General features: G+C 63.7%; 20 protein-coding genes. 11 read left to right on the top strand and 9 right to left on the bottom strand.

The features are described from left to right. Window positions 1-126: 126 nt before the first annotated feature. Window positions 127-510: a VOC family protein gene (locus tag QF015_RS21485; protein WP_310209855.1), complete on the top strand. Its 384-nt coding sequence runs from the start codon at window positions 127-129 to the stop codon at window positions 508-510. Between the two features lie 117 nt (window positions 511-627). On the opposite strand, the gene QF015_RS21480 is transcribed toward QF015_RS21485, so the two are convergent. The 4 genes from QF015_RS21480 to QF015_RS21465 form a co-directional block, all read right to left on the bottom strand. Next, the gene (locus QF015_RS21480) at window positions 628-981 is read right to left on the bottom strand and encodes a hypothetical protein (protein WP_310209850.1); all 354 of its coding nucleotides are present in this window, start codon (window positions 979-981) and stop codon (window positions 628-630) included. A gap of 134 nt (window positions 982-1,115) precedes the next feature. Next, a complete protein-coding gene (gene sucB, locus QF015_RS21475) occupies window positions 1,116-2,885 on the bottom strand; it encodes a 2-oxoglutarate dehydrogenase, E2 component, dihydrolipoamide succinyltransferase (RefSeq protein ID WP_429390706.1) in 1,770 nt (589 codons plus the stop codon). A gap of 113 nt (window positions 2,886-2,998) precedes the next feature. Beyond that, on the bottom strand, window positions 2,999-4,381 hold the full coding sequence (gene lpdA, locus QF015_RS21470; RefSeq protein WP_310209846.1) for a dihydrolipoyl dehydrogenase: 1,383 nt from the start codon (window positions 4,379-4,381) through the stop codon (window positions 2,999-3,001). Between the two features lie 295 nt (window positions 4,382-4,676). Next, window positions 4,677-6,200, bottom strand: a complete 1,524-nt coding sequence (locus QF015_RS21465; protein WP_429390704.1) for a leucyl aminopeptidase — start codon at window positions 6,198-6,200, stop codon at window positions 4,677-4,679. Window positions 6,201-6,534: 334 nt separating this feature from the next. Between QF015_RS21465 and QF015_RS21460 the strand changes: the two genes are divergently transcribed. The 4 genes from QF015_RS21460 (at window position 6,535) to QF015_RS21445 (ending at window position 11,813) form a co-directional block, all read left to right on the top strand. Further along, window positions 6,535-7,473 carry a proteasome assembly chaperone family protein gene (locus tag QF015_RS21460; protein ID WP_310209840.1) on the top strand — a complete coding sequence of 313 codons (939 nt, stop codon included), beginning with the start codon at window positions 6,535-6,537 and terminating at the stop codon, window positions 7,471-7,473. A gap of 35 nt (window positions 7,474-7,508) precedes the next feature. After that, the gene (locus tag QF015_RS21455; RefSeq protein ID WP_429390701.1) at window positions 7,509-8,870 is read left to right on the top strand and encodes an MFS transporter; all 1,362 of its coding nucleotides are present in this window, start codon (window positions 7,509-7,511) and stop codon (window positions 8,868-8,870) included. 93 nt (window positions 8,871-8,963) lie between these two features. Next, window positions 8,964-10,241 (top strand): DUF4192 domain-containing protein, encoded by a 1,278-nt coding sequence (locus tag QF015_RS21450; protein WP_429390698.1) that lies wholly within the window; start codon window positions 8,964-8,966, stop codon window positions 10,239-10,241. A gap of 258 nt (window positions 10,242-10,499) precedes the next feature. Beyond that, a complete protein-coding gene (locus tag QF015_RS21445; RefSeq protein WP_310209832.1) occupies window positions 10,500-11,813 on the top strand; it encodes an RNA polymerase sigma factor in 1,314 nt (437 codons plus the stop codon). A 236-nt stretch (window positions 11,814-12,049) separates the two neighbouring features. Here the strand turns inward: QF015_RS21445 and QF015_RS21440 are convergent, their stop codons facing one another. Next, the gene (locus QF015_RS21440) at window positions 12,050-12,271 is read right to left on the bottom strand and encodes a DUF7455 domain-containing protein (RefSeq protein WP_310209829.1); all 222 of its coding nucleotides are present in this window, start codon (window positions 12,269-12,271) and stop codon (window positions 12,050-12,052) included. 255 nt (window positions 12,272-12,526) lie between these two features. Here QF015_RS21440 and QF015_RS21435 point away from each other — a divergent pair, with 255 nt between their 5' ends. After that, window positions 12,527-14,635, top strand: a complete 2,109-nt coding sequence (locus QF015_RS21435; RefSeq protein WP_310209826.1) for a DNA gyrase/topoisomerase IV subunit B — start codon at window positions 12,527-12,529, stop codon at window positions 14,633-14,635. Here QF015_RS21435 and QF015_RS21430 read toward each other — a convergent pair. Then, window positions 14,632-15,843, bottom strand: coding sequence for an MFS transporter (locus QF015_RS21430; RefSeq protein ID WP_429390694.1), 1,212 nt, complete (start codon window positions 15,841-15,843; stop codon window positions 14,632-14,634). The genes QF015_RS21435 and QF015_RS21430 overlap by 4 nt on opposite strands. A 27-nt stretch (window positions 15,844-15,870) precedes the next feature. On the opposite strand from QF015_RS21430, the gene QF015_RS21425 reads away from it, so the two are divergent. Continuing rightward, the gene (locus QF015_RS21425) at window positions 15,871-16,413 is read left to right on the top strand and encodes a Chromate resistance protein ChrB (protein WP_310209819.1); all 543 of its coding nucleotides are present in this window, start codon (window positions 15,871-15,873) and stop codon (window positions 16,411-16,413) included. Between the two features lie 34 nt (window positions 16,414-16,447). Here the strand turns inward: QF015_RS21425 and QF015_RS21420 are convergent, their stop codons facing one another. Both QF015_RS21420 and QF015_RS21415 read right to left on the bottom strand, forming a co-directional pair. Next, the gene (locus QF015_RS21420) at window positions 16,448-17,434 is read right to left on the bottom strand and encodes a M56 family metallopeptidase (RefSeq protein WP_310209816.1); all 987 of its coding nucleotides are present in this window, start codon (window positions 17,432-17,434) and stop codon (window positions 16,448-16,450) included. A 5-nt stretch (window positions 17,435-17,439) separates the two neighbouring features. Continuing rightward, window positions 17,440-17,826, bottom strand: a complete 387-nt coding sequence (locus tag QF015_RS21415; protein ID WP_011774471.1) for a BlaI/MecI/CopY family transcriptional regulator — start codon at window positions 17,824-17,826, stop codon at window positions 17,440-17,442. Window positions 17,827-18,105: 279 nt separating this feature from the next. Here QF015_RS21415 and QF015_RS21410 point away from each other — a divergent pair, with 279 nt between their 5' ends. Genes QF015_RS21410 through QF015_RS21395 form a run of 4 tightly spaced genes read left to right on the top strand, consistent with a single transcriptional unit; the run spans window position 18,106 to window position 25,255 of the window. Next, complete coding sequence (locus QF015_RS21410) at window positions 18,106-19,698, top strand: cytochrome ubiquinol oxidase subunit I (protein ID WP_310209813.1); 1,593 nt, start codon at window positions 18,106-18,108, stop codon at window positions 19,696-19,698. 18 nt (window positions 19,699-19,716) lie between these two features. Next, entirely contained in the window at window positions 19,717-20,796 is a 1,080-nt protein-coding gene (gene cydB, locus QF015_RS21405; protein WP_310209810.1) for a cytochrome d ubiquinol oxidase subunit II, read from the top strand. Between the two features lie 7 nt (window positions 20,797-20,803). Next, a complete protein-coding gene (gene cydD / locus QF015_RS21400) occupies window positions 20,804-24,235 on the top strand; it encodes a thiol reductant ABC exporter subunit CydD (RefSeq protein ID WP_429390689.1) in 3,432 nt (1,143 codons plus the stop codon). Window positions 24,236-24,244: 9 nt separating this feature from the next. Continuing rightward, entirely contained in the window at window positions 24,245-25,255 is a 1,011-nt protein-coding gene (locus QF015_RS21395; protein WP_429390686.1) for a GNAT family N-acetyltransferase, read from the top strand. A gap of 6 nt (window positions 25,256-25,261) precedes the next feature. On the opposite strand, the gene QF015_RS21390 is transcribed toward QF015_RS21395, so the two are convergent. Continuing rightward, window positions 25,262-25,780 carry a DinB family protein gene (locus tag QF015_RS21390; RefSeq protein WP_429390683.1) on the bottom strand — a complete coding sequence of 173 codons (519 nt, stop codon included), beginning with the start codon at window positions 25,778-25,780 and terminating at the stop codon, window positions 25,262-25,264. Window positions 25,781-25,791 lie beyond the last annotated feature (11 nt).

The following is a 25,791-nucleotide window of genomic DNA, read 5'->3' as shown; positions in this document are numbered from 1 at the left end:
CCTTGGGGTCGTTGTGAGTCGGCAACCAGCCTTCGGCAGGTGCCACCGGTTTCCATCCTAGGGATTTGCCGGCAGGACCGCACGGCCATTCTGCTGTCAGTGGATTGTGACCCCTAGACTGGCGAAATGGAGACAAAAGAACAGACACCTGCCAAGCCCGGCCGCGGCCCCAGGATTGCGTCCATCATGGTCAATGCGCTGGACGCCGCACAATTGTCAGCCTTCTGGTCGGAGCTGCTGGACACGCCGGTATCCGCTGAGCACGAAGGTTTCATCTGGCTGCGGCCCTCAGAACCCGGTGCACCCCAATTGGCGTTTCAGCAGGTCGCGGTGCCTACTGAAGGGCGGCGCCGATTGCACTTGGACCTGCACGACGCCGACCCTGCAGCACTCCGGCGCAAGGCCGAGTTGCTGGGAGCTGCTTTCGTGGAGGGGTACGACGTTGCGGACTTCCATTGGGATGTCATGCGGGATCCCGAAGGCAACGAATTCTGCATCGCCCAGGAGTGATGGGGCGCCCGCAGCAGATGGGTGAAGCATCAATGTAAAAGCAGCAGCCGTCCGCGATGCATGGATGCACAGCGGACGGCTGCCTGATTTCACGAAGGAGTCAGTGACGGTAATGGACTAGTTCCACAGCGTGGCAATCGCAATGTTCACCAAGGCCAAGCCACCCACACCGTGGGCCAGCCCTGTGGAGACAGGCTCGCCTTTCTTGACCCTGCGTGAACCGATGACGGCAAGGACGGCCACGGCCACGCCAATGGCGAACTTGACGCCGAGCTTGAAGTAGTTGGGATCTGCATCCGGCAGCAGGGGGAACAGGCCCATCATGGCGATGCCCGTCAGGAGCTGCAGGAAGGCGCCGTCGCGCTGGCGCGGGTGGACAGTTGGCTCCTTGATGGTGGCAATCCAGTAGCCCACAATCATGGCTGCGCCGACGATGTGCAAGAACACCAGGATGCTGAAGAGAATACTCATGGACCCAGCCTATCCAGTCGTTCTACGAGCCGTAGCAAAGCCACGCGCACGCGGACAAAGCAAAGGGGCAGGTGACCGGATTTCCGGTCACCTGCCCCTTTTCGCTGTCAATCGGCGACTATTGGCTCCAGGGTCTAGAGACCCAGGTCGGCTTCGAAGGCACCTTCCTCAAGGCGGGCCTTGAGTGTCTGCAGGAAGCGGCCGGCGTCGGCGCCGTCCACCAAGCGGTGGTCGTACGTCAGGGACAGGTACATCATGGAGCGGATGGCGATCGAGTCATCGCCGTTTTCGTCGGCAACCACTACGGCGCGCTTCACGATGGCGCCGGTACCGAGGATGCCCACCTGCGGCTGGTTGATGATCGGGGTGTCGAACAGTGCGCCAACGGAACCGATGTTGGTGATGCTGAACGTACCTCCGGACAGTTCGTCCGGGCCGATCTTGCCATCGCGGGTGCGGCCTGCGACGTCGGCGATCTTGCCAGCGAGACCTGCAAGGTTCAGGTTGCCGGCGTCAGAGATCACCGGAACCAGAAGGCCCTTGTCGGTGTCGACGGCGATCGCCAGGTGCTCAGCGTTGTGGTACGTGATTTCCTGCTTGGATTCGTCGTAAGCAGCGTTCAGCTTGGGGTGCTGCTTCAGGGCTTCGGCTACAGCCTTGGCAATGAATGGCAGGAAGGTGAGCTTGACGCCGTTCTGGGCCTGGAAGGAGTTCTTGGCCTTGAGGCGCAACTTGGCGATCTTGGTCATATCGACCTCGTGCACCTGCGTCAGCTGGGTGGAAACCTCAAGGGACTCGCGCATGCGGCGGGCGATGACCTGGCGAATACGCGGGGCCTTCTCCGTGGTGCCGCGCAGCGACGACGCAACCACCGGAGCGGCAGCCTTGGCAGCGGGGGCTGCGGCAGGGGCCGATGCTGCGGGAGCTGCGGCGGCCTGCTTGGCTTCAGCGGCTGCAAGGACGTCCTGCTTGCGGATGCGGCCACCGACGCCGGTGCCGGAGACAGAGGCGATGTCGACGCCGTGCTGGTTGGCGAGCTTGCGGACCAGGGGAGTGACGTAGCCGGATTCCGAAGAACCTTCTGCTGCGGAAGCTGTCGGGGCCGGAGCAGCGGCAGGAGCGGGTGCGGCGGCAGGAGCGGGAGCTGCAGGTGCCGGAGCAGCGGCGGGTGCCGGAGCCGCGGGTGCCGCAGCAGCCTGAGCCGGAGCAGCAGCGGGGGCCGGAGCAGCAGCGGGGGCCGGTGCTGCAGCGGGCGCTGCGGGTGCCTTGGCGGCGGGTGCGGGAGCAGCGCCGGAACCAATGACGGCCAGGACCGAGCCAACTTCGGCTGTCTCATCCTCGCTGACGCGGATTTCCTGCAGGGTGCCTGCCACCGGTGACGGGATTTCGGTGTCAACCTTGTCGGTGGAAACCTCAAGGAGTGGCTCGTCCACCTCGACGGTGTCGCCCACGGCCTTAAGCCATCGGGTGACGGTGCCTTCGGTGACGCTCTCGCCCAGTGCGGGGAGGGTTACTTCGTGGCCTTCGCCTCCGGAGGCCGCGGGGGCCTCTGCGGCAGGTGCTTCCTCTGCTGCGGGAGCTTCCTCGGCCGGTGCAGCCTGCCCGGCGGGCGCAGCGGGTGCTTCCTCAGCCGGCGCAGCTTCGGCAGCAGGAGCACCTGAGCCGGAGCCGTCGCCGATGCGGACCAAGGGGGCGCCAACTTCAGCCGTCTCGTCTTCAGCGACGAGGATTTCTTCGATGACGCCTGAGATCGGAGAAGGGATTTCGGTGTCTACTTTGTCGGTTGAAACCTCGAGCAGCGGCTCGTCGATCTCTACCCGGTCACCAACCTGCTTGAGCCAGCGGGTGACGGTTCCTTCGGTGACACTCTCACCGAGGGCGGGCAAGTTAACGGATTCAGACATGTCGTCCCCGTTCTCCTTATTGATCTTTGTGCGGATGAATTCTGCTGGTCCGGGCCGGGTGCATCCGGCAGATTCCGCTGCATGCACCCGACCCGTTTGTCTTGGGTAAAGACTTAGCCGTGGAGCGGCTTGCCCGCGAGGGCGAGGTGGGCTTCGCCCAGTGCTTCGTTCTGGGTGGGGTGGGCGTGGACCAACTGGGCCACATCCTCCGGGTAGGCTTCCCAGTTCACGATCAGCTGGGCCTCACCGATCTGCTCACCGATACGGGAGCCGATCATGTGAATGCCCACCACGGGGCCATCCTTCTGGCGAACGAGTTTGACGATGCCACCGGTACCGAGGATGGAGCTCTTACCGTTTCCGGCGAGGTTGTATTCCTGGGTCTGCACCTGATCGTCGCCGAACTTCTCCTTGGCGGCCTTTTCGGTGTAGCCGACGGTGGCGATTTCAGGCTCGCAGTAGGTGACCTTGGGGATGTTGATGTCTTCGACGATTGCCGGGTTCAGGCCGGCGATCTCCTCGGCGACGAAAATACCCTGCTGGTAGCCGCGGTGTGCCAGCTGCACGCCCGGAACGATGTCGCCCACGGCGTAGATGTTGCCGACACCGGTGTGGAGGCGTTCATTGGTGATGACGAATCCGCGGTCAATGGTGATGCCGGCTTCTTCGTAGCCCAGGTTGGCGGTCACAGGACCGCGCCCGACGGCTACGAGCAGGAGGTCGGCTTCGAAGGTCTGGCCGTCCACCAAGGTGACCTTGACGCCGTCGTCGTTCTGCTCGACGCCCTGGAAGAAGATACCGGTGGTGAACTTAATGCCGCGCTTCTTGAAGGCACGCTCGAGGTTCTTGACGATCGAGGCGTCCTCGTTCGGAACCAAGGAGGGGAGGCCTTCGATGATGGTGACGTCCACGCCGAAGGACTTCCAGACGGAAGCGAACTCGACGCCGATGACGCCGCCGCCAAGGACGATGGCGCTCTTGGGGATGTAGTCCATGGTCAGGGCCTGGTCGGAGGTGATGACCTTCCCACCGATTTCCAGGCCGGGCAGGGAGCGGGAGTAGGAACCCGTGGCAAGGACGATGTTCTTGCCCGTGTAGGGGGTGCCGTTGACAACTACCGTGTTGTTGCCCTGGAGCTTGCCCTCACCTTCGATGACGGTGATGCCCTTGGACTTGATGAGTCCCTGGAGGCCCTTGTACTTGCCGGCAATGATGCCGTCCTTGTACGCGTTCACGGCCGGCATGTCGATGCTGTCCAGCGTGACGTTCACGCCATACTTGGCGGAATCGCGTGCATGGTCGGCCAGTTCTGCCGAGTGCAGGAGTGCCTTGGTGGGGATACAACCGTTGTGCAGGCAGGTCCCGCCGAGCTTTGCCTTTTCCACAAGGCCAACGGTGAACCCAAGCTGTACGGCCCGCAGGGCAGTGGCGTAGCCGCCGCTGCCGCCACCGAGTACCAGGATGTCGAATTCTTGCGCAGTTGCCTGATCGGCCACTAAAACGCTCCCTCGCGTGAATGATGACACGGGACTGCGTGCCATCTGGTCTTTGGAACTTGTTCTGCCGTGATTATGCCAGCACCTAAGTTCTCTTGCATTTGTGACTATCGAGTTCACCTTAGCGAACCACCTACCCATGCTCCACCCTCGGCGGGCGTTTTGTGGAGCGCTTGTGTCGAGACTCACGTTCACTTGTGACACAGCGCTACACGCCGCATAATTCCGGGGTTATGCGGGCTCCTGAGGGGTGTCCGCAGGAGCCCGCACGGGCCGGAAGGGCTGGGGGTGCCGCTTAGGCGGAAACTGCCAGCAGGTCCTCGGCATAGGCAACCAGGGTACGGACAGTGCATCCGGTTCCCTGCTTGGGGGTGTAGCCGTAAGGGCTGCCGTTGTTGAACGAAGGTCCCGCAATGTCGACGTGGGCCCACGGGATCTGCTCGCCGTTGCCGTTTTTGCCCACGAATTCACGCAGGAAGACTGCAGCGGTCATCATGCCGCCGTTGCGCTCACCGATGTTGGCGATGTCCGCCACCTGGGAATCGAGGCTCGGGCGCAGCTCCTCGGGCAGCGGCATCGGCCAGACGAGCTCGCCTGCCCGGTCGGCTGCAGACTTCAGGGCTGCAGTGACGGAATCGGAGCCCATGACGCCGGCCGTCCGCAGTCCCAGCGCGATCAGCTGCGCCCCGGTCAGCGTGGCGACGTCAATGATGGCGTCCGGCTTCTCCAAGCTGGCAGCGACGAGTCCGTCGGCCATGACCAAGCGCCCTTCGGCGTCGGTGTTGAGGACCTCCACGGTCTTGCCGCCGTAGATAGTGAAGACGTCGGCGGGCCGCGCTGCGGCGCCCGAAGGCATGTTCTCCGCGATGCAGAGCCACGCGGTCGCCTTGATGGGCAAGCCCAGTGAAGCGATGGCCAGGACGGTGTTAAGGACGACGGCGGCGCCCGCCATGTCGCTCTTCATGTCACCCATGCCGAGGGCCGGCTTGATGGAAATGCCGCCGGTGTCAAAGGTGATCCCCTTGCCAACCAGGGCAATCTTCCTGGTGGCCTTGGCTGGAGCATATTCGACCTTGACCAGGCGCGGCTGGCGGGTGGAACCCTTGCCAACGCCGAGGATGCCGCCGAAGCCTTCCTTTTCCAAGCGCTTCTCATCCCACACCGTCACCTTGACCGGAAGGCCCTTGGAAAGTTCCTTGGCTGACTCGGCGAACGATTCGGGGTACAGATGGCTCGGGGGCTGGTTGACCAGGGTGCGGGTGGCATTCACGGCACGGGCCACGACCACGGCCCGGTCCAGGGCCGGCTGTGCTTCCTTGGGGTCGACATCCGAGAAAATCAGGGCTTTGGCTACCGGGGCCTTCAGGCCATCTTTGCTGGATCGGTGTTCCGTGTAGGAATAAGCGCCCAAGGCGGCACCTTCGGCAACGGCGGCGACGTCGGCCGCTGTCGTCGTCGGGAAGGCCAAGGTGACTGAGGCAACGCCGGCCAGTTGTCGGACGGCTGATCCGGCGGCGCGCCGAAGCGCCTCTTCGGCAAGGCTGCCTGAAGCGGACAGTTTCCCTACCCCGGCCAGGACCAGAATTTCCGAGCCAGTCTCGGGCAAGCCGGGAAGCCGGTGCGCCTGATCGACGGCGCCGGTGATTCCCAGCAGCTTGAGGGAGCCCTCAATGGATTCGGCGGCTTTGGCGCTCAAGGGGTTGGGGAGCAGCACCGGCCCCTCCGTGCCCTGCGCAACTCCAATCACCAGCGCGTCGCTGGGGGACTTTTTCAGGTCCTTGGCGATGATGCCCAGGATGATGTCAGTAGTCTTGACCACGAGGATGTTGCCTCACTTCTCTCTGCATTGCATGGCGGGGCCGCATGTTTGGCGGCCTGCCCCGGTACGCGCCCGACGTCCTCTGCGACGGCGGCCTTGGTCTTCGGGCCCGGCGTCGCAACAGGACGCCGGCCCGTTTTGATCGTAGTCTCTTGGGCGCTGCGGACAGCAATTAAATGAGAGCTGCGGCACATCCGGGGCAGGAATGCCCGTTGGAGGTACATCGTTGTAAGGATTAATAGAATCCCGCAGCCCGGTCCTGACGCCCCGATGGTGCCATGTGGCCGGTGCCCCGGGACCTTCCCTTACTTTGTCATTGCGAAAGGAACATGCCGTGTTTGAACGGATATCCGGCTCCCTCCTGGACCCCGAGGCGCTGTACGCGCGCAACATCGAGACCTTCCACAGCCCGGAGCTGCGCGGGCTGAACATGGTCATGGGATTTACGGGTTTTGCCGATGCGGGCCATGTGGTCCGTCAGATCAACGCGGAATTGCTCGAAGAACTGGACGCCCAGGTGGTAGCCATGTTCGATGCCGACCAACTGATCGACTACCGTTCGCGCCGCCCGCACATCAGTTTCGTGGAAGACCATGTCCAGGACTACCAGGCGCCCAAGCTTGGCCTTTACAAGCTGGAGGACGGGCTGGGGCAACCGTTCCTGCTGCTGGCAGGCTTCGAACCGGATCTGCAGTGGGAGCGGTTCTCGCGGGCCGTCGTCGGGATTGTTGAAGAACTGGACGTGAACCTGGTGACCTGGATTCATTCCATCCCCATGCCCGTCCCGCATACGCGGCCAGTGGGCGTAACTGTCCACGGAAACCGTCCGGACCTCATTGAGGGCATCTCGAGCTGGAAGCCCACTGTGGAGGTTCCCGCGGCCATAGGCCACATCCTCGAGCTCCGGCTCACGGAAGCCGAACGCAACGTTGCAGGCTATGTGATCCATGTGCCGCACTACCTTTCCGAAGCGGAGTACCCGCCGGCTGCCGTAGCAGGACTGGAATACCTGGGGGCGGCAACCTCCCTGATGCTGCCCACGGACCGGCTGCGCGAAGCCGGCCGGGAGGTGGGGCGCCAAATCGCCGAGCAAATCGAAGCATCGGAAGAAGTCCAAGCGGTCGTCAGCAATCTTGAGACGCGCTACGACGAGAAATCCGAAGGAGTCGTCCGGCGCTCGCTGCTTGCCGATGAGAATGATGAACTGCCCAATGCAGAGGACATCGGTGCTGCTGTAGAGGCGTATCTGGCACGCAAGGACTCGCCTCAATAAATCATCTTTCAGGAGACGACAGGCATAATTGAGGGGTGAATGCACCCCGCGCCTGGCTCATCTGGACGATCGGCGTGTTCGCCTACCTGGTCGCCGTGGCGCAACGGACCTCGTTCGGTGTCGCTGGCCTTGAGGCCACTGAGCGTTTCCACGCCAGTGCTGCTGCCATCTCCTTTTTCACCGTGCTCCAGCTCCTGGTGTATGCCGGGCTCCAAATACCTGTCGGTGTTTTGGTGGACAGGTTCGGCTCGCGGGCGATGATCGCCGGGGGAGCGGTTCTGATGGGGCTGGGCCAGGTTCAGCTGGCCTTTGCGGACAGTGTTCCCGGAGGCGTGCTGGGGCGGGTCCTGGTGGGTGCCGGCGATGCCATGACCTTCATCTCGGTGATCCGGCTGGTTCCGTTGTGGTTCGCACCGGCCAAGGTTCCCTTGGTCACCCAACTCACGGGGATGTGTGGGCAACTGGGGCAGCTCTTCAGCGTGGTTCCGTTTGCGCTTCTTCTTCACTCTGGCGGATGGACTCCCGCATTCCTGACCTTGGCCGCGATGTCCGTTTTGGCCGTGGTCCTGGTTCTTGCACTCTTGCGGGACGCACCTCCCGGGCATCCACCCAAGGAAACCGGACAAGGCCTTCGAGCCACCGGGGTGTCTCTCTCGCGTGCTTGGAAACAACCGGGAACCCGTCTGGGTTTGTGGAGCCACTTTACGGTGCAGTTCAGCGGAAACCTGTTCGCCATGACCTGGGGCTACCCGTTCCTGCTGTCGGCACAAGGCCTCGATGCCGGAACGGTGTCAGCCTTGATGGCGCTGTTCGTGGCGACCGCCATCATCGCCGGTCCTGGTTTTGGCCGCTTCGTATCGAAGCATCCCATGCGACGGTCCGCGATGGTCCTCCTGATCACCCTGGCCACTGCCTTGGCATGGGCCGCCGTGCTCCTTCTTCCGGACCGCGCTCCGCTGTGGATGCTGGTGATCCTGGTGGTCGTGCTGGCGGTGGGCGGACCAGGTTCCATGATTGGCTTCGACTTCGCCCGGACGTTCAATCCCTCGCACCGCATCGGCACGGCCACCGGCATTGTGAATGTTGGCGGTTTCATTGCGGCTCTTGTTGCGATCTACCTCATCGGCGTGGTTTTGGACCTTTTGAACGCCAGCGGTTTCTCAGGCGGTGACCTGTATGGCCTGGCACCCTTCCGCATCGCCCTGAGCGTTCAATTCATCCTCCTTGGCCTCGGTACCGTCCTGATTCTGGTGACCCGGCGGAAGGTCAGGCGGCAGATGGCTGCACAAGGTATCCATGTGCCGCCGCTGGTGGCGACCCTCGCCAAGCAGCGTCGCGAGCGAATAGAACGGCGGAGGGCTGCCCGTTCCGCCGCAACGGGGGACCGGGAGGGCTGAAGGTAGTTCTCCTGTGGGGCTGTTCTGCGCGGCTTTTCCACATACGGGGCATGGGACCTGTCCCCTGTGGCCGGACCTGCGCAGGCTGGAGGCATGACTACCAAGAGAACGCTCAGCATCCACCAACCCGAAGACATTCTCGGCTACATCCCGCACCTCCTGGGTTATTGGCCGGAGGACAGCTTGGTTGCCATCACCATGCAGGGGAAAGTGCTGGGCGCTACGCTTCGCGTGGATCTGCCGGCCGGGCGTTCACCCGGCGCGCTTGCCTGTTTCGCAGACCAGATCCGCAGCTATCTGGTGGCTGACGAAGACGCCAATGGCGTGGTGCTGGCGGTCTACACTGATGCCGGCTGGACCGATGGCACTGTCCTCCCGCAGACGATGCCACTGATTGAGGCCTTGCAGCAAAGCCTTGACCCGGTGGACTTGTCCGTGCGGGACGCCTGGCTGATCGGCTCCGAGTATTGGCGCAGTGCCTTTTGCACGAACGAAAGCTGCTGCCCGGACCCCGGGCTTCCTGTCGCCCGCATTAAAGACAGCAGGTTGAGTGCTGAGCTCGTGTACATGGGGAGCACGGTCGGTCCGTCCCCCAGGAGCGGACCGGGTGCTTCTCCACTCGTCAGGTCCGGACCGCTTGATCCGTTGGTCCTTGAAGCAGAGTCCAGATATGGGGAGCGCATCCTCGGCAGGTGGCGAAGCGAACGCTGCCTCGAATCCGTCCTGGCGGTTTGGCAGCACGTCATCGTCAGGGTTGGACATGGCTCACCACTGGAGACGGGGGCCGATGCGGAACTCCTTGGATTCCTTCGAACGACGCTGAAAGTCCCGGCGTGGCGGGATGCTGTGTTGGTGATGGCGGCGGCCGGCATCGACTCCGCAACATCCGGTGCTGAAGCCTTCGGGCTCTTCGACCACGACGACTCCGGGGACGACCGGCTCTTCGATGAAGCTCCGCCTTTCGCAGCCGGCGAACATCGCGTACCGGCTCCGGGAGCTCAGTGGCCCAGCGCGGCGTCTGGTACGGGTGAGCCCGGGGACGTATTCACCTATGGCGATGTCCTGCTGGGCATGCAACCGGACAGGCCACAATGGAGCACCATCGACGGATTGCACCGGGTCCTCGCAGGGCTATGTGTTGAAGACGAAACGGGGGAAGTGGCCGCAGCGGTATTCACGCTCCAAGGCTGGATTTCATGGTGCAAGGGGAGCGGTTCCATCGCCCACGCCTGCCTTCTCGCAGCTGAGGCTGCCAGACCGGGCTACCGCTTGGCCGAACTCCTGATGGAAATCCTTGGCCAAGGCGCCGTTTGTGCTTGGGCGCGGAGCTCCCGTTCCGCGTGGCGTGGGTCCCGGGAAGCGCATGCGTAGGGCGCGGCCATGCGACCAACGGAATTCATCAGGCGTGCGATTCGCAAAACCGTGAGACAATGGATGCCGAGACCCGGTTGGGTCCGCGTTTGAATGCCTGAATTGGCCCGTTAATCGGGAACAATCCAGTGTCGTCGGGAGTTCTATCTACAGACTCTGCAGACGGCGATTGCATTTGAAATTGATCGCGGACTTGACAGGGTCATAGTGGTGTTGCCCGTATGGTGATTCCACAGACCGCCGCTAGAAAGGTTTTCTGTGACTCCGTCTTCCGTCGAGAAGGAACCCGCCGCCCAGGCCGAACTGTCCGCTGAGGAAAAGAAGGCGGCCACATCGGCAAAGCGCGCAGCGACACGTGCTGCCAACAAGGCCTCAGAGGGAGACTCTGACAAGCCGGCACCCAAGAAGCGTGGACCCAAGCCCGGCGCGAAGGCCGCCGCTGAAGCCGCGAACAAGTCCTCAGGGTCGGACGCCGAGGACGCCAATGCCGAGGACGAGGACTTTGACCCCGCCGCAGCGGAGGAAGTCGAAGTCGGAGAAGATGACACTGAGGAAGGCGCGGCTGCTGCCAAGGATAAGGCTGCTCCGTCCGGTTCGGGATTCGTCTACTCGGATGCCGACGACGATGACGCCCCGGTCCAGCAGGTCATGTCCGCGGGCGCAACTGCTGACCCCGTCAAGGACTACCTGAAGCAAATCGGCAAGGTTGCCCTGCTGAACGCCGAGCAGGAAGTCGACCTTGCGCTCCGCATTGAAGCCGGCCTCTTTGCCGAGGAAAAAATCAACGCCGACGACGGATCCATGGATCCCAAGCTCAAGCGTGAACTTGAGTTCGTCATCCACGACGGAAAACGCGCCAAGAACCACCTGCTCGAGGCCAACCTCCGCCTGGTTGTCTCGTTGGCCAAGCGCTACACAGGCCGTGGCATGCTCTTCCTGGACCTGATCCAGGAGGGAAACCTGGGCCTCATCCGCGCAGTGGAGAAGTTCGACTACACCAAGGGCTTCAAGTTCTCCACGTACGCCACCTGGTGGATCCGTCAGGCCATTACCCGCGCCATGGCCGATCAGGCCCGCACCATCCGTATCCCGGTGCACATGGTGGAAGTCATCAACAAGCTGGCACGTGTACAGCGCCAGATGCTTCAGGACCTTGGCCGCGAACCTACGCCGGAAGAGCTGGCGTTGGAGCTGGACATGACCCCTGAAAAGGTCGTCGAGGTCCAGAAGTACGGACGCGAGCCGATTTCCCTCCACACCCCGCTGGGTGAGGATGGGGACTCCGAGTTCGGTGACCTGATTGAGGACTCGGAAGCAGTGGTTCCCGCCGACGCAGTCAGCTTCACGCTCCTGCAGGAGCAGCTGCATTCGGTACTGGACACCCTGTCCGAACGCGAAGCCGGTGTTGTGGCCATGCGCTTCGGCCTGACCGATGGCCAGCCGAAGACTTTAGACGAAATCGGCAAGGTTTACGGAGTGACGCGTGAGCGCATCCGCCAGATTGAATCGAAGACCATGTCCAAGCTGCGGCACCCGTCCCGCTCGCAGGTCCTCCGGGATTACCTGGACTAAGCCTTCCCAAGCGACACAACGGCCCAGTCGGACTTCCGGCTGGGCCGTTTTTGGCTGCTGGCCCGCTGACGGACCAGGACAGGTGGCTGCACCTCTCCGGGTAAAGCGCAAGCAAAAAGGCTCCTCCCGGTCGGGAGAAGCCTTCTTGTTGTTCAACACGTCATGTGCCCACCGGGTTTCTTCCGGTTGAGCGGATACGGCTGCTCAGTCGACAGGGTGTCTAGTCGACAGGGCTTTTAGTCGACGGGGACGGGTGCCTTCTCGTTGAGGCGCTCGGTCTCATCGTGCCAGTCGGAAGACATGGGCCGAAGCGTAGCTTCAACTGCACGTGCGTGGTGGCCGCAGAAGAGCAGCTCACCACCGGAGGACTCGAGTACAACGCGGACATACGCTTGGGCTCCGCAACGATCGCACCGGTCAGCTGCGTTAAGTGTGCGGTCGGCAACTGCTGTTGTCATGTCGGCCTCCTTAGTAGTTCTGTACATCCATATAACCAGCATTCGATGCAGATCCATGGCAAGGATGGGTCACTTTCGCTGTCCGCGTATCACATGTGCGTAACGTAACCATGCAGGTTGGGCTCTGCCGGGAGTGGCAACCGGTGCCGGCGGACCGCCGGGGCTAGCCTAGTATGGGCAGTGTTTGCCTTGCATTACCAGCAAAATTACGGCTGGGTAGCACCCCGAGATATACCCTGAAGGAGCACACCGCGAGTGGCACCGAGTTCTGAATACAACGCCCGGCACCTGTCTGTCCTTGAAGGCCTGGAAGCCGTCCGGAAACGCCCGGGCATGTACATCGGTTCCACCGACTCCCGTGGCCTCATGCACTGCCTGTGGGAAATCATCGACAACGCCGTTGATGAAGCGTTGGCGGGCTTCGGCCATGACATCAAGGTGATCCTGCACGCCGACAACTCGGTGGAAATCCATGATGATGGCCGTGGTATCCCCGTGGATGTCGAACCCAAGACGGGCTTGTCCGGCGTCGAGGTGGTTTTCACCAAGCTGCACGCAGGCGGCAAGTTCGGCGGCGGTTCCTATACGGCCTCGGGCGGTTTGCATGGTGTTGGCGCTTCGGTGGTCAATGCTTTGTCGAGCCGTCTGGATGTCCAGGTGGACCGCGGCAGCAAGACGTACCAAATGTCGTTCCGCCGGGGTGAACCCGGGCGGTTCGTTGACTCGGGTTCCAAGCCTGGGCCGGATGCTCCTTTCGAGCCGTTCGTCGAGAAGTCCGTGCTGGATGTCGTGGGCAAGGCGAAGCGTGGTGTGACGGGTACCCGGGTGCGCTACTGGGCTGACCGCCAGATTTTCACGCCTGACGCGAAGTTCTCGTATGACGACCTCGCCTCCAGGGCGCGCCAGACTTCCTTCCTTGTACCCGGCCTCAAGATCACCATCCGCGACGAACGCAAGCTTGCCGGAACTCCAGGCGAGCACGGTGCGCATGAAGAGGTATTCCACCACGACGGCGGCATCTCGGAGTTTGTTGAATTCCTGGCGGCGGACGCTGGAGTGACCGATGTCTGGAGGCTGCACGGTTCCGGTAAGTTCAAGGAAACCGTCCCCGTCCTTGACGAGAACGGGCACAGCAAGATTGCTGAAGTTGAACGCGATTGTGAGGTGGACATCGCGCTCCGCTGGGGTATCGGCTACGAGACCACCATGCGCAGCTTCGTCAACATCATCGCAACGCCCAAGGGCGGTACCCACCAGTCCGGTTTTGAGGCTGCCCTGCTGAAGACCTTCCGCAAGGCTGTGGAGACGAACGCCCGGAAGCTCAAAGCGGGCAACGACAAAGTCGAGAAGGACGATATCCTTGCCGGACTTACGGCTGTCCTGACAGTACGGCTTGCGGAGCCGCAGTTCGAGGGTCAGACCAAGGAGATTCTGGGCACCTCGGCGGTGCGGGCCATTGTGGCCAAGGTGGTGGAAAAGGAAATCACTGCACGGTTGGGTTCAGCCAATCGAAACGACAAGGCCCAGTCGGCGCTGCTGCTGGAAAAGATGGTCAGCGAGATGAAGTCGCGCATCTCCGCGCGGGTTCATAAGGAAACCCAACGCCGAAAGAATGCGTTGGAAACCTCCTCGATGCCCACCAAGCTGGCTGACTGCCGCACGGACGATGTAGCCCGCTCGGAGCTGTTCATCGTCGAGGGTGACTCCGCGCTCGGCACGGCCAAGCTTGCCCGCTCGTCCGATTTCCAGGCCCTGCTGCCGATCCGCGGAAAGATCCTGAATGTCCAAAAGGCTTCCGTTGGCGACATGCTTTCCAACGCCGAGTGCGCAGCGCTGATCCAGGTGGTTGGTGCAGGCTCGGGCCGGAGCTTCGATATTGACGCGGCCCGGTATGGCAAGGTCATCCTGATGACCGACGCCGACGTGGATGGCGCGCACATCCGCACCCTGTTGCTCACTCTGTTTTTCCGCTACATGCGGCCCATGGTGGAGGCTGGCCGCGTGTTTGCGGCTGTTCCACCCTTGCACCGGGTGGAGGTCATCAACCCCGGCCAAAAGGCCAACGAAATGATCTACACGTACTCGGAGGCCGAACTCCACGTCCTCCTTGCCAACCTTGCCAAGGAAGGCAAGCGCTATAAGGAGCCCATCCAGCGCTACAAGGGCTTGGGTGAGATGGACGCCCAGCAACTGGCCGAGACCACCATGGACCCACGGCACCGGACCTTGCGGAAGGTGGGGATTGACAGTGCCCAGCGCGCTGAGGAAGTCTTCGACCTCCTGATGGGTTCGGACGTTGCGCCGCGCAAGGAGTTCATCATCGCCGGTGCTGCCACGCTGGACCGGGAGCGCATCGACGCCTAGGTCTTTGTTGGGGGAACCGGATCGTCGTCAGGTTTCCGCGGTGTGCGGGATGCGGGGGCGGCGAACGCGGTAACCCCCACCAGCAAGGCCAAGGCTCCCAAACCCCAGGGAAGCCCGGCTGCTACGGCGACTCCGCCCACTAAGAGCGGACCGCCGGCATCGCCGAGTTCCCGTCCCAGTTCGGCCGACCCCATGGTTCGGCCCAGCCGCTCCGAGGGGGTTGAATCTGCCAGGTGCGCGAAGGCCAAGGGCGTGGAAACGCCGATTCCTGCGCCGATCAGGACGGCGGCCAGGTAGATCCAGGCCACTCCGGGCAGGAGCCCGGCCACCAGGGTGCCCACTGCGATGGTGAGCAAACCTGCCACCATGCCTGGCCTGTCGGCGATGATGCCTTGGTCCCGCAGCGTGCCGATGCGCGGTTGTATCAGCGACGACGTGAGGGCCAGCACCGTCACGACTGCCACGCTGCCCCCAGTGCCCAAGCCTTCGCGTGCTGCCAGCGCCGGAAGGAAGCCCACCGCAGCACCCAGTGCCCCGGTGGCTGCTGCAAGGACCAGGGTGGGGCCGAGGAATGATCTCTCAGTGCTCTGGCGCCATACATCCACAATGGTGTAGCGGGGGCGGGGCAGAGGGGCAAGGCATGGCACGGCCATCGCGGCCCATCCAGCCACAACAAGTCCCAGCCCGGACAAGACCGCGAACAGCAGGGTGAAGCCGCCGCTGATGATGGCAACGGCTCCCAGCAGTGGCCCTATCGCGTAGCCGAGTCCCTTCCACGAACCGTATCGCCCGAAATATCGTCCGGTGTACTTCCCTGAGAGCCGGGCCACACTTGCCGAGGACGCCGGAGAGAAAGCCGAAGCCGCCATGCCCTGTCCCAGTCGGGCGGCGGCGAGCATGGCGGGCTGATCGGCCCACAAGCCGACCAAGGATGCCGCGGAAAAGGCCAGCAGTCCGCCAACAATCACCGGCTTGGGTCCGATGCGGTCACTCAAGGCACCAAAAACTGGCTTGAGGAACACCTCAGCAATGTCGTAGAGAGCCAACAGGATGCCCAAAGCCAACAGGTTCAACCCGATGTCTGCGCTTTCGGCCCCCAGGCCGGCAGCTACGGCATGGGCGCCGAAGGCGGTGGTGAATCCCGCCGCGTAGAGGGGCCAGCGCTGGGTCGCTTGAGCCGGAGAGGACGCGGCATCGAGTAGTTCCACGCTCACAATGTAACAGCTGCTACATTCATGATTGTGATTGATGAGCGTTGGTTACTGATTCTTGTCCAGGTTCCTTCCCAGCCATCCCGGCACAGGGTGGCTGTCTGGCGGGAGTTGCGACGCATGGGGGCGGTCCCGTTGTCCCCCGGGACGTGGGTACTTCCCGCCCATCCGGCCTTTGACGTGGGGCTGCAGAAGGCAGAGTCGCTGGTAGCCAAAGGGGGTGGATCCTGGACGCTGGTGGACGCTGCGCCGCGAAACCAGGGTGCGGAGACTTTCCGCGCGGCCTTCGAAGCTGCGCGGCTGGAGGAGTGGGCGGAGTTCACGGCCGATTGCGGCAAGTTTGACCAGGAAATCGCGAAGGAAATTTCACGGGGCAAGTTCACTTTCGCGGAGCTGGAAGAAGAAGAGCAGAGCCTGGAGCGGTTGCGGCGCTGGTACCGGGAGTTGAAGTCGCGTGATGTCCTGCATCTGCCCCAGGCCGGGGAAGCGGCTGCGCAGATGGCTCGTTGCGCGGAGGCTTTGGAAGGCTACGCTTCCATGGTCTATGAAGCTACGCTCCCCGGGTAGCAGCACGCCCGGTCAACCTTCGAAGGCGCTGGATTTAGCCCAGCAGTCCGGGCACGATCAGCAGTGCGGTCGGTACTGCCAGCAGCAGGGCCGATGCCACAAGAACCAGGATGCGCAGGCCTTGGGTGAGCGGCGGCTGTGGCGACAGCAGGCGGCTGACGCGTGACGCCGTCGTGCGCGGGGAGTCCGCCCCTCCGGTGGCGCTCACAGCGTTTGCTTCCACCACCGCGCCGCCGGCGTTGAGTGACCCGGTTCCGATAGCTGGCTGGGAAGTTCCGCTGGCGACGATGGCGATGGCCTTGATCAAGGTGCCTTTGCTCTCGGTCCGCAGGGCGACGTCGTCGGCCAGCATCTCGATCAGTGAGTTCACCGCAGTCTGGGCCAGCCGGGTGGTGGGGAACCAGGGCAGGGCCTGGCGCCAGGCTGCGAAGGCCCACAGCAGGAGATCATGACGCTGGGACAGGTGTGCATTCTCGTGAATGAGGACCGCCCTGAGTTCGGCCGGCTCCAGGGCTGCCATCAGTCCATCGGAGAGGACCGTGACGGATCGGGCTCCGCCGGGCAGGCAGTAGGCAACGGGGGAGTCGTGGTTGATGACCACGGTGCCGGGGCCGTCGTCGGACGGTGATGCAAGCAAGGCCAACAATTCACGGTGGCGGCGGCGCTGGCGCTCGATCTTGTAGTAGGTCAGCAGCAGCGTGAAGACCAGATGCGCTGTCAACAATGCCGCGGCGGACAGGGCGAAAAGGTGCCAAAAACCCAGCGCAGTGGTGGGTTCGTTATTGAAAACCATGCCGGCCAGGCTCCTGAGCCCGGCGATGAGATTGTCGCCTATGGGCTCCAAGCCGTAGACCAGCATCGCCCCGATCATGGACAAACCACCCGCAAGGGCGATGGCCTGCCAAAGCACCATGGCAGTGAAGGGGGAGCGTGCCGGCCACTGGGCCCGGGACAGCAGGACCGGCACCGGCCATGCCAGAATCAATGCCAGGACCGCAAGCAGGTATGAGGTCCAGAACATAGTGGCTAATTGTAGCCGAGCAGTTTGCGCAGGGTAGCGGCTTCGCTTTCAGTGACGGAACCAATAAAGCGGGCCAGGACGGCCTCGCGGTCAGGAGCGGAGCCCAGGACCTCATGCATCAGTTCAGCGGTGTGGTCCGCGCGACTGGAAACAGCCTGGTAGCGGTGCGGACGAGTGCCGCGTTCACGCTCCACCAGCCCCTTCTTTTCCAGCCGTGACAAGACGGTCAGGACCGTCGTCACAGCGAGGTCCTTGCCTTGATGTCCCGCAGTGCCGTCTCCGGCCTCGGAATCCTGCGCCAGAAGATCGCGCAGGGTGTTGGCAGTTGCAGCCTCCTGGCCTGCCCAGAGCAGATCCATCACTGCCCGTTCCAGTTCCCCAAGACTTGCCATCGATTCTTCCCTACCTTCCGCTTCCCGGTGCAGGTTAACTGCAGTGGGAGCGATGATCCAACATTCCACGATAAATCTACCGCTTTTCAGACCTTCATTCTACGTGAGGTAGAACTATCGGCGCGCCGCGACCCGCAGTGGACCCTTGCGCGTGGGTTACGCCACTTGAAGAATGGGTTTCGTCGCCAGCCATTTGTTCTACACTGTGTAGAAGAGAAGTTTTCTACGAAACGTAGAAGTAACGTCATCGTACTTCGGTCCGCCGTACAAAGGACAGCCATGGACGCCTTGGAAATCGCACGCTGGCAATTCGGTATCACCACCGTCTACCACTTCATGATGGTGCCACTCACTATTGGCCTGGGCCTGGTGGTGGCCATCATGCAAACCATCTGGTACCGCACGGGCAAGCCCGAATACCTGCGGATGACGAAGTTCTGGGGAAAGCTGTTCCTCATCAACTTCATCATGGGCGTAGCTACGGGCATTGTGCAGGAGTTCCAATTCGGAATGGCGTGGAGCGAGTACAGCCGGTTCGTCGGCGACGTGTTCGGCGCGCCGCTCGCCCTCGAGGCCCTGCTGGCATTCTTTGTTGAATCGACGTTCCTGGGACTGTGGATCTTCGGTTGGAAGCAACTTAAACGCGGCGTGCACCTGGCCTGCCTGTGGATCGCCGTGATTGGCTCCGTCTTCTCCGCCTACTTCATCATCGTGGCGAACTCCTGGATGCAGCACCCCGTGGGCGTGGAGATGGTGGACGGCCGGCCCGTGATGACCGACGCCTGGGCCGTCTTCACCAACAACACAGCCCTGGTCGCCGTACCGCACACGCTGTTCGGTGCACTCGCCGTTGCCGGTGCATTCCTTCTGGGCATCGCCTGGTACCACCTGTGGCGGCGCCGGCATGACGGCATTGACGTGGTGGGCAAGGACGGCAAGCTGGTACCCGGCGAAGCCGCGATTCCCGGCCGGGACAAGTCCGACTACACCGTGTGGATGACCAGCCTGAGGATCGGCGCAGTAGTGGCCATGATCTCTTTCGCCGGAACCGCCATCACCGGGGACCTGCAGGGCAAGCTGATGTTCGAACAGCAGCCCATGAAGATGGCCGCCGCTGAGGCCGCCTGCCACGATGGCACGGGATTCTCGGTGTTGAGCGTCGGCAACCTGGGAGCCACCAACTGCGATGACATCGTTGCAGTCATCGAGGTGCCCGGCATTCTTTCCTTCCTGGCCAAGGGCGACTTCACCACCGAGGTCAAGGGCGTCAACAGCCTGCTGGGAGAGTACAAGGAAAAGTACGGCACCCACCTTCCGGACAACCCGCTGTACGGCGAGCGCGCCGGCCAGGAAATCCAGTACGTGCCCGTCATGGAAGTGACCTATTGGGGATTCCGCATGATGATCGGCTTCGGCGGGATAGCAGCCTTCGCCGCGCTCCTGGCGCTCTGGGTGACCCGCAAGGGCGTGGTACCCCGGTCGAAGTGGCTGATGCGCCTGGCCGTCTTCGGCATCCTCGCACCGTTCGGAGCCAACGCCGCGGGGTGGATCTTCACCGAAATGGGCCGGCAACCGTTCGTGGTGGCCCCCAACCCTGACATGAACGGTATCGACCAGGTGTTCATGTTCACTGCGGCGGCCGTATCGCCGGGGGTCAGTGCCGGCGAGCTCATGACCTCGCTGGTGGTCCTCACGGCCATCTACGCCGTACTGCTGGTGGTCGAAGTGAAGCTGCTGGTCAAGTACATCCGCGGTGGCGTGGCTTCGGCGATGCCGGAGCTGGCGCACCCCGCCACGGACAAGGACCACAGCGATAAGAACGACGCCGGGCCGGACAAATCCGGCGACGACGTCCTGGCATTCGCCTACTAGGAGCAGAGGAAACTGACAATGGAACTGTTGCCAACCATCTGGTTCGTGGCCATCGCGGTGCTATGGACGGGATATCTCTTCCTGGAGGGATTTGATCTCGGCGTCGGCATGCTGATGAAGCTGTTCGCCCGCAACAACACCGACCGTCGGGTGTTGCTGAACACCATCGGCCCCGTGTGGGACGGCAACGAGGTGTGGCTGCTCACCGCGGCCGGAGCCACCTTTGCCGCCTTCCCGCTCTGGTATGCCTCCCTGTTTTCGGCGCTCTACCTGCCGCTGCTCTGCGTCCTGGCGGCACTGATCTTCCGTGCCGTCGCGTTCGAATACCGCGGCAAGGTTGACTCGGAGCGCTGGCGGAACCGCTGGGACTGGGCCATCGCCGTCGGGTCCTTCGTAGCAGCTTTTGGTATCGGTGCAGCGTTGGCGCTGACCACCACGGGCCTTCCTTTGAACGCCAACGGAGACCGCAGCGGCGGCCCGATGTCGTGGTTCAGCGGCTACGCCCTGCTGGGCGGTTTCGGTGTCGTCGCCTTCGCCCTGGTGCATGCCCTGGCCTTCCTTGCCCTGAAGACCGACGGCGACGTGCGGCATCGTGCCCGTCGCTGGTTTGTGCGGCTGGTCCCCTGGGCGGTGCTGCCGATGTTCGGGTGGATGGTGTCAGTACAGTTCCTCAGCGGCGAGCCGTGGACCTGGGCGCTGGTGGCGGCCGCGGTAGTGGCCGTCGTCCTGGCCTGGACGTTGGCCCGGGCCGGATCCGAAGGGCGGGCTTTCAGTGCCTTGGGCGCGTTCATTGTGTGCGCCACAGCCTCGATCTTTGGGGCAGCATTTCCTGTGGTCATTCCTTCCACCCTTGATCCAGCGTTCAACCTGACCATCTCCAATGCTTCGTCGTCCGATTACACGCTGGGGCTCATGAGCATCGTGGCAGCCGTGGGACTGCCCTTGGTGATCGCCTACCAGTCCTGGACGTACTGGGTGTTCCGACGGCGTGTCAGCGCCACTCACATCCCCGAAGCGCACGGCTTCCTTCCGGCGATCGCTGCCAAGGTCTTGATCTCCAAGGACAGCCCGTCAACCACCACCCCAGCGGGAGACTAGCCGCCACATGAAACCCGTGTTCCCCTCCGGCCCTGCCACCCGATCCGCCCTCTACGCCATCGGGTTCATGTCCGCCCTCAAGGCACTGTCCCTGGTGCTTATGGCGCAGGCCATTGCCGGGATGTTGGCTGGTCTCGCCTCGGGAACGGGGGACTGGAACAGCGGTCTCATCTGGGGTGCCGTGGGAGCCGTCCTGAGGTCGCTGACGGTCTGGGGCCAAGGCGTCGCCTCCCGGCGTGCGGCCCTGGGTGTCAAGGAGGAACTGCGGGCGCAACTGCTGCGGCGCGCGCTGGCCGACGGCGGTTCGTCGAGGGTGGAAGGAATGAACGACGGCGGCCTGGCGATCCTGGCGACGCGGGGCTTGGACGCGCTGGACGACTACTACACCCAGTACCTGCCCGCCCTGGTCAACTGCGCCACCGTGCCGCTGCTGATTGGGGCCAGGATACTTTTTGCCGACTGGGTCAGTGCGGTGGTCATCGTCCTGACCGTCCCGCTGGTACCGCTGTTCATGGTCCTGATTGGCCGGCACACGGAGGACAACGTCAGGGATGCCCAGACGACCCTCCGTAAACTCTCCGGCCACATTCTTGAACTGGCCAAGGGCCTGCCGGTGCTGGTTGGCCTGGGCCGCGCCAGCGAACAGCGTGCAGCGTTGGAAGACATCTCCGAGCAGTACCGAAGCCGGACCATGGGCACCCTCCGTACGGCGTTCCTTTCCGCTTTGGCGCTCGAACTCATTGCCACCATCTCCGTCGCCGTGGTGGCCGTGTTCATCGGAGTCAGGCTCGTCGCAGGGGATATGGCGCTGGAAGCCGGCCTTTTGGCCCTCATCCTGGCCCCCGACTGCTACCTGCCACTGCGGGAGCTGGGCACGGCCCATCACGCCAGCGACGACGGCCGGGCCGCCCTGGAGACCACCAACGCAGTGCTCGAGGCACCCATCCACCAGCAGCTGCCGGACAGTGCCCCCACAGACAGTGCCCCCTCACGTACTGCACCGGCCGGCGTCGTCGTGACCGGGTTGTCGGTGACCTACCGCGGGAGGTCCGCGGCCGCCGTCGGGCCTGTTGGCTTCACCGCCCCGCAGGGCAGCATCACTGCCCTCGACGGCGATAGCGGCACCGGGAAGAGCACTGTCCTGGCCGTCCTTGCCGGACTGATCGGACCCGGACCGGACGCTGCCGTCACAGGAACCGTGACGGGAGCCGGGCAGGGAACAGTGGCCTGGGTGCCGCAACACCCCGTCATGGCAGCAGGGACAGTCCAGGAAGAGATCGAACTGTATCTTGACGGATACCGCGGCGCCCGCGCCGAGGCCGTCACACGCGTCCTGCTGCAGGCAAAAGCCGGGCACCTGGCAGGGAGGAACCCCGCCGAACTCAGTCCCGGCGAACTACGCCGCGTCGCGCTGGCCCGCGGACTCGCCAGGGTTGAAGCGGGCGCCACCGTCCTCCTGCTTGACGAGCCCACAGCCCATCTGGACGACTACTCGGCCAGTGTGGTCCGCAATGCCATCGAGTCGCTGCGAGGCGAGGTCACCGTGATCCTGGTGGCCCACGATGCCGGCACCCGCGCTCTCGCGGACCATCTGGTGCCCCTGGGAAGCAAGCGCACACTCCGGAGCAAGCACACGCCGATGGCCGCCGCTGTTCCTGCGGTGCGCGCCGGGGACGCAGCCTTCGCTGCAGAACGTGGTCCAGTGGCACCAGCGATCGACCCTGCCACCCAGCCCGTTCCGAAGACCGGAAGCCTGAAGCGCCTGCTGGGAATCCTGAAGCCCGTCCGGTGGAAGTTCGCCGCCGCCGGGATCGTGGCGGTCCTGGCTGCCCTGTTCGCCGTGGCACTGTCCGGTCTGTCCGGGTGGCTGATCATCAGGGCCAGCGAACAACCGCCCATCCTCTACCTGCTCGGCGCAATCGTGGGTGTCAGGTTCTTTGGCATCGGGCGGGCGGTACTGCGTTACTGCGAGCGGCTCCTGACCCACGATGCAGTATTTGCCGCCATGACCCGCCTTCGCGGGGCACTGTGGGCAACGTTGAGCCGCAGGGCACTGTCCCTCAGGCGCCTTCTGCAGGGAGGCAACATCCTCGGCTCAGTGGTCGATGACGTCGATACCCTCCGGGACCTCCTGCCCCGGGTTGCGCTGCCCCCCGTGACCGCGCTCGGGGTCGGAGCCGCGGCGATCATCACGACCGCCGTCGTCTTGCCCGCAGCACTGCCCGCCGTGGTGATTGCAAGTGTCATGGGACTGGCCGTTGCTCCACTCCTTGCCATGTTGGCCGACCGGAATGCGGCCAGGGCCGAACAACAGATGCGCTCTGTAGTGCTTCGCGGCGTCGCTGCAGCCCTGGACGCCAAAGCAGAACTGACGGCCAACGGGGTCGGCGGGCCGATCCTTCAGGACCTGCGGACCAAGGACCGCGCCGCCACCCTCTCGGCACAACGATCGGCCTGGGCGGAAGGTCTCGGTCAAGCCGTGATCGTCCTGGCGTGCTCCCTGACGGCCTTGTGGGCGGGAGTCCTCGGCGCTCCTTCAGTGGCCAACGGTTCTGTTCCCCCGGAGCTCGTAGCTGTGATCGTCCTGATGCAGCTCGCCCTGGTGGATGCTTTTGGTGGCATCGTCTCCGCGGTGCGCCAAGCTCCGGCGCTCGCTGCCGTCCTCGGACGGGTGGCAGCATCCGGTGCCTTGGATGCTCCCTCAACAGCGGATCTCCCCGAAGGGCCCGACGGCGGCCCCGGGCCGCTCCCGGATCGCGACGGGAAGGTGGGGCTTGAGTTGAGGGACGCCGCGGCTGCCTGGCCCGGGGGACCGAACGCCTTCTCAGGGATCACGGCCGAGGCGGGACCGGGCCGCTGGCTCGCCGTGACGGGACCTTCGGGTGCAGGAAAAACCACGCTGTTGTCCGTTTTGTTGGGCTTCCTGCCCCTCACCCAAGGAACAGTGGCGCTGACCGGAACGGCGGCGTGGTGCCCCCAGGAGGCGCACCTGTTCGACTCCACCATCCGCGGCAACCTCCTGCTGGCCCGTCCGGCCACGGCGAAGCCCACCGAAGCAGAGATGCACAAGGCCCTGGCCGACGTCGGACTTGATGCAGTGGTGGCGGCGTTGCCGGGCGGGCTCGACGCCAGGATCGGCCCCGGTGGCTCCTTCCTCAGTGGTGGCGAACGGCAGCGGCTTGCGATGGCTCGGACGCTCCTGACAGGTGCCTCCGTATTGTTGCTGGACGAGCCAACCGCCCACTTGGATGCCGGTTCTGCCCGGGAAATGATGGCCATCCTGCGGCAAGGCCTCAAGGACGTCACCGTCGTCCTGGTGACGCACAATCCTGACGACATCGATCCGGGAGATGCGCGGCTGGAACTGCCCGTTGGCCGAGTCGGTGCACCGCGAAGCTCCGGCGCGGCGGAACTGGTAGGGAAGCTTACTCCTCAGTAGCCTGTGTGCATGCCTTTCGACGCCGCGAGCCAGTCCCTGCCTGACACCAACGCCACCGGGCTCCACTGGCGGCCGGCCACTGCGGCGGACCTCGACAACTGGGCGGGACTGATTGCCCGGACGGCCGCCGTCGAACATCCCGTCTGGTACGAGAAGCGCGGGGACCTGGCCCACATCCTGGAGTCCAGCAAGAACCCGCCGCAGACCAGCACGCTGCTGGGCCTGGACTCCGACGGGGCAGCGCGCGCGTATGGGCGCATCGCCAAGAACCCCGAAGGAGACAAAGCCACCGGAATGGCCTGTGTGGACCCCGAATGGCAACAACGGGGCATCGGCTCCGCTGTCCTGGTCTGGCAGGAAGAGCAGGTGCGCGTGCGATTCCGGGCCGATGCCGTCGCCGGGCACACCACGGCACCGCCCCGGCTTCGTATCCAGACCGAAGAACAGCACGAGCATCAGGCGACCCTCCTGATGGGGCATGGCTACGGTGCGGTGCGGTGGTTCAATGAGATGCATCGGCCCTTGTCCGCGGAACTGCCAAGGGCGCCGCTGGGTGCAGGACTGGAACTGCGGACCCTGGACCCCACGCTGTTTGAGCCGGTGCGGCAAGCACATAACGACGCCTTCAGGGACCACTGGGGGAGTGAGCCCAAGGACGAAGAGGCCTGGCGGTTCACCCTTGAGGAACCCACAGCCCGGCACGATCTCAGCGCCGTGGTCCTCGATTCCGCCACGGGAGAGGTGGCCGGGTACCAGTTGACCAGTTTCGATCCCGACTCCGCCTCCGACCGCGGTTTCAAGGAAGGCTACACGGAGCTTCTAGGCGTGAGGCGCGCCTTCCGCGGCCGTGGGATAGCGCAGGCCCTGCTGGCGGACGCCATGCGCCGTTACACTGGCGCCGGAATGGACGTCGCGTCACTGGACGTGGATTCGGCAAACCCCACCGGGGCGCTCGAACTGTACCTCGGGATGGGATATGCGCCAGTGAACCGCAGCATGACGTGGGAGAAGATGCTTTAGTCCCTCCTAGCCGTCCACATCATGCAGGTGGTGGACCACATCGTGAAGGAAGTACTGGGAAAAGGTCAGTTCGGTGAACGAGGATCCATTGCTGCGCGTCCCGGTGCGTTGCCAATCGTCCTCCACCACGCGGGCGAAGGATTCCGCGATCTCCTTGCCCTCCGCCTCAAGCTCATCTGCCACGGTTCGTGGATCCGCTGACCCATAGTCGCCGTCGATGGCAGCCTGGTCCTGGTCCCAATTGGCGAACCGGGCATCGTCTTCGGTCAGCATCAAGTTAAGGCGCTGGTCGAACAGGCTGAACACATCGCGCACGTGGCAGGCGTACTCCAGGTTGGACCACGTATGGTCGTTCGGGCGTACGGCTGCCTCCTCACGACGGAGGACGGCCCTCCACCGGGGAAGCATGTTCAAGACGGTGCCCGGCACCGTCGACGGTGTCACCGTGGCAGGGTCGAATCCGCACTCGGGGCAGGGCTGGGAAAGCACCCAGGTCCAGTCTTTTTCATCAGGAATGATTGGCATGCGGCCAGTCT

The organism is Paenarthrobacter sp. TE4293 (assembly GCF_050435325.1).
Classification (GTDB): Bacteria; Actinomycetota; Actinomycetes; order Actinomycetales; family Micrococcaceae; genus Arthrobacter; species Arthrobacter nitroguajacolicus_C.
Note: the sequence above shows the minus strand (reverse complement) of the source record. Positions and strands in the feature narration are given on the sequence as shown.

What these genes read in the sequence shown, in the direction of transcription:
- QF015_RS21485 (WP_310209855.1), top strand. Translation starts at nt 127, where the DNA reads ATGGAGACAAAAGAACAGACACCTGCCAAGCCCGGCCGCGGCCCCAGG.
- QF015_RS21480 (WP_310209850.1), bottom strand. Translation starts at nt 981, where the DNA reads ATGAGTATTCTCTTCAGCATCCTGGTGTTCTTGCACATCGTCGGCGCA.
- sucB (WP_429390706.1), bottom strand. Translation starts at nt 2,885, where the DNA reads ATGTCTGAATCCGTTAACTTGCCCGCCCTCGGTGAGAGTGTCACCGAA.
- QF015_RS21450 (WP_429390698.1), top strand. Translation starts at nt 8,964, where the DNA reads ATGACTACCAAGAGAACGCTCAGCATCCACCAACCCGAAGACATTCTC.
- QF015_RS21440 (WP_310209829.1), bottom strand. Translation starts at nt 12,271, where the DNA reads ATGACAACAGCAGTTGCCGACCGCACACTTAACGCAGCTGACCGGTGC.
- QF015_RS21425 (WP_310209819.1), top strand. Translation starts at nt 15,871, where the DNA reads ATGATTGTGATTGATGAGCGTTGGTTACTGATTCTTGTCCAGGTTCCT.
- QF015_RS21420 (WP_310209816.1), bottom strand. Translation starts at nt 17,434, where the DNA reads ATGTTCTGGACCTCATACCTGCTTGCGGTCCTGGCATTGATTCTGGCA.
- QF015_RS21415 (WP_011774471.1), bottom strand. Translation starts at nt 17,826, where the DNA reads ATGGCAAGTCTTGGGGAACTGGAACGGGCAGTGATGGATCTGCTCTGG.
- QF015_RS21410 (WP_310209813.1), top strand. Translation starts at nt 18,106, where the DNA reads ATGGACGCCTTGGAAATCGCACGCTGGCAATTCGGTATCACCACCGTC.
- cydB (WP_310209810.1), top strand. Translation starts at nt 19,717, where the DNA reads ATGGAACTGTTGCCAACCATCTGGTTCGTGGCCATCGCGGTGCTATGG.
- cydD (WP_429390689.1), top strand. Translation starts at nt 20,804, where the DNA reads ATGAAACCCGTGTTCCCCTCCGGCCCTGCCACCCGATCCGCCCTCTAC.
- QF015_RS21395 (WP_429390686.1), top strand. Translation starts at nt 24,245, where the DNA reads ATGCCTTTCGACGCCGCGAGCCAGTCCCTGCCTGACACCAACGCCACC.
- QF015_RS21390 (WP_429390683.1), bottom strand. Translation starts at nt 25,780, where the DNA reads ATGCCAATCATTCCTGATGAAAAAGACTGGACCTGGGTGCTTTCCCAG.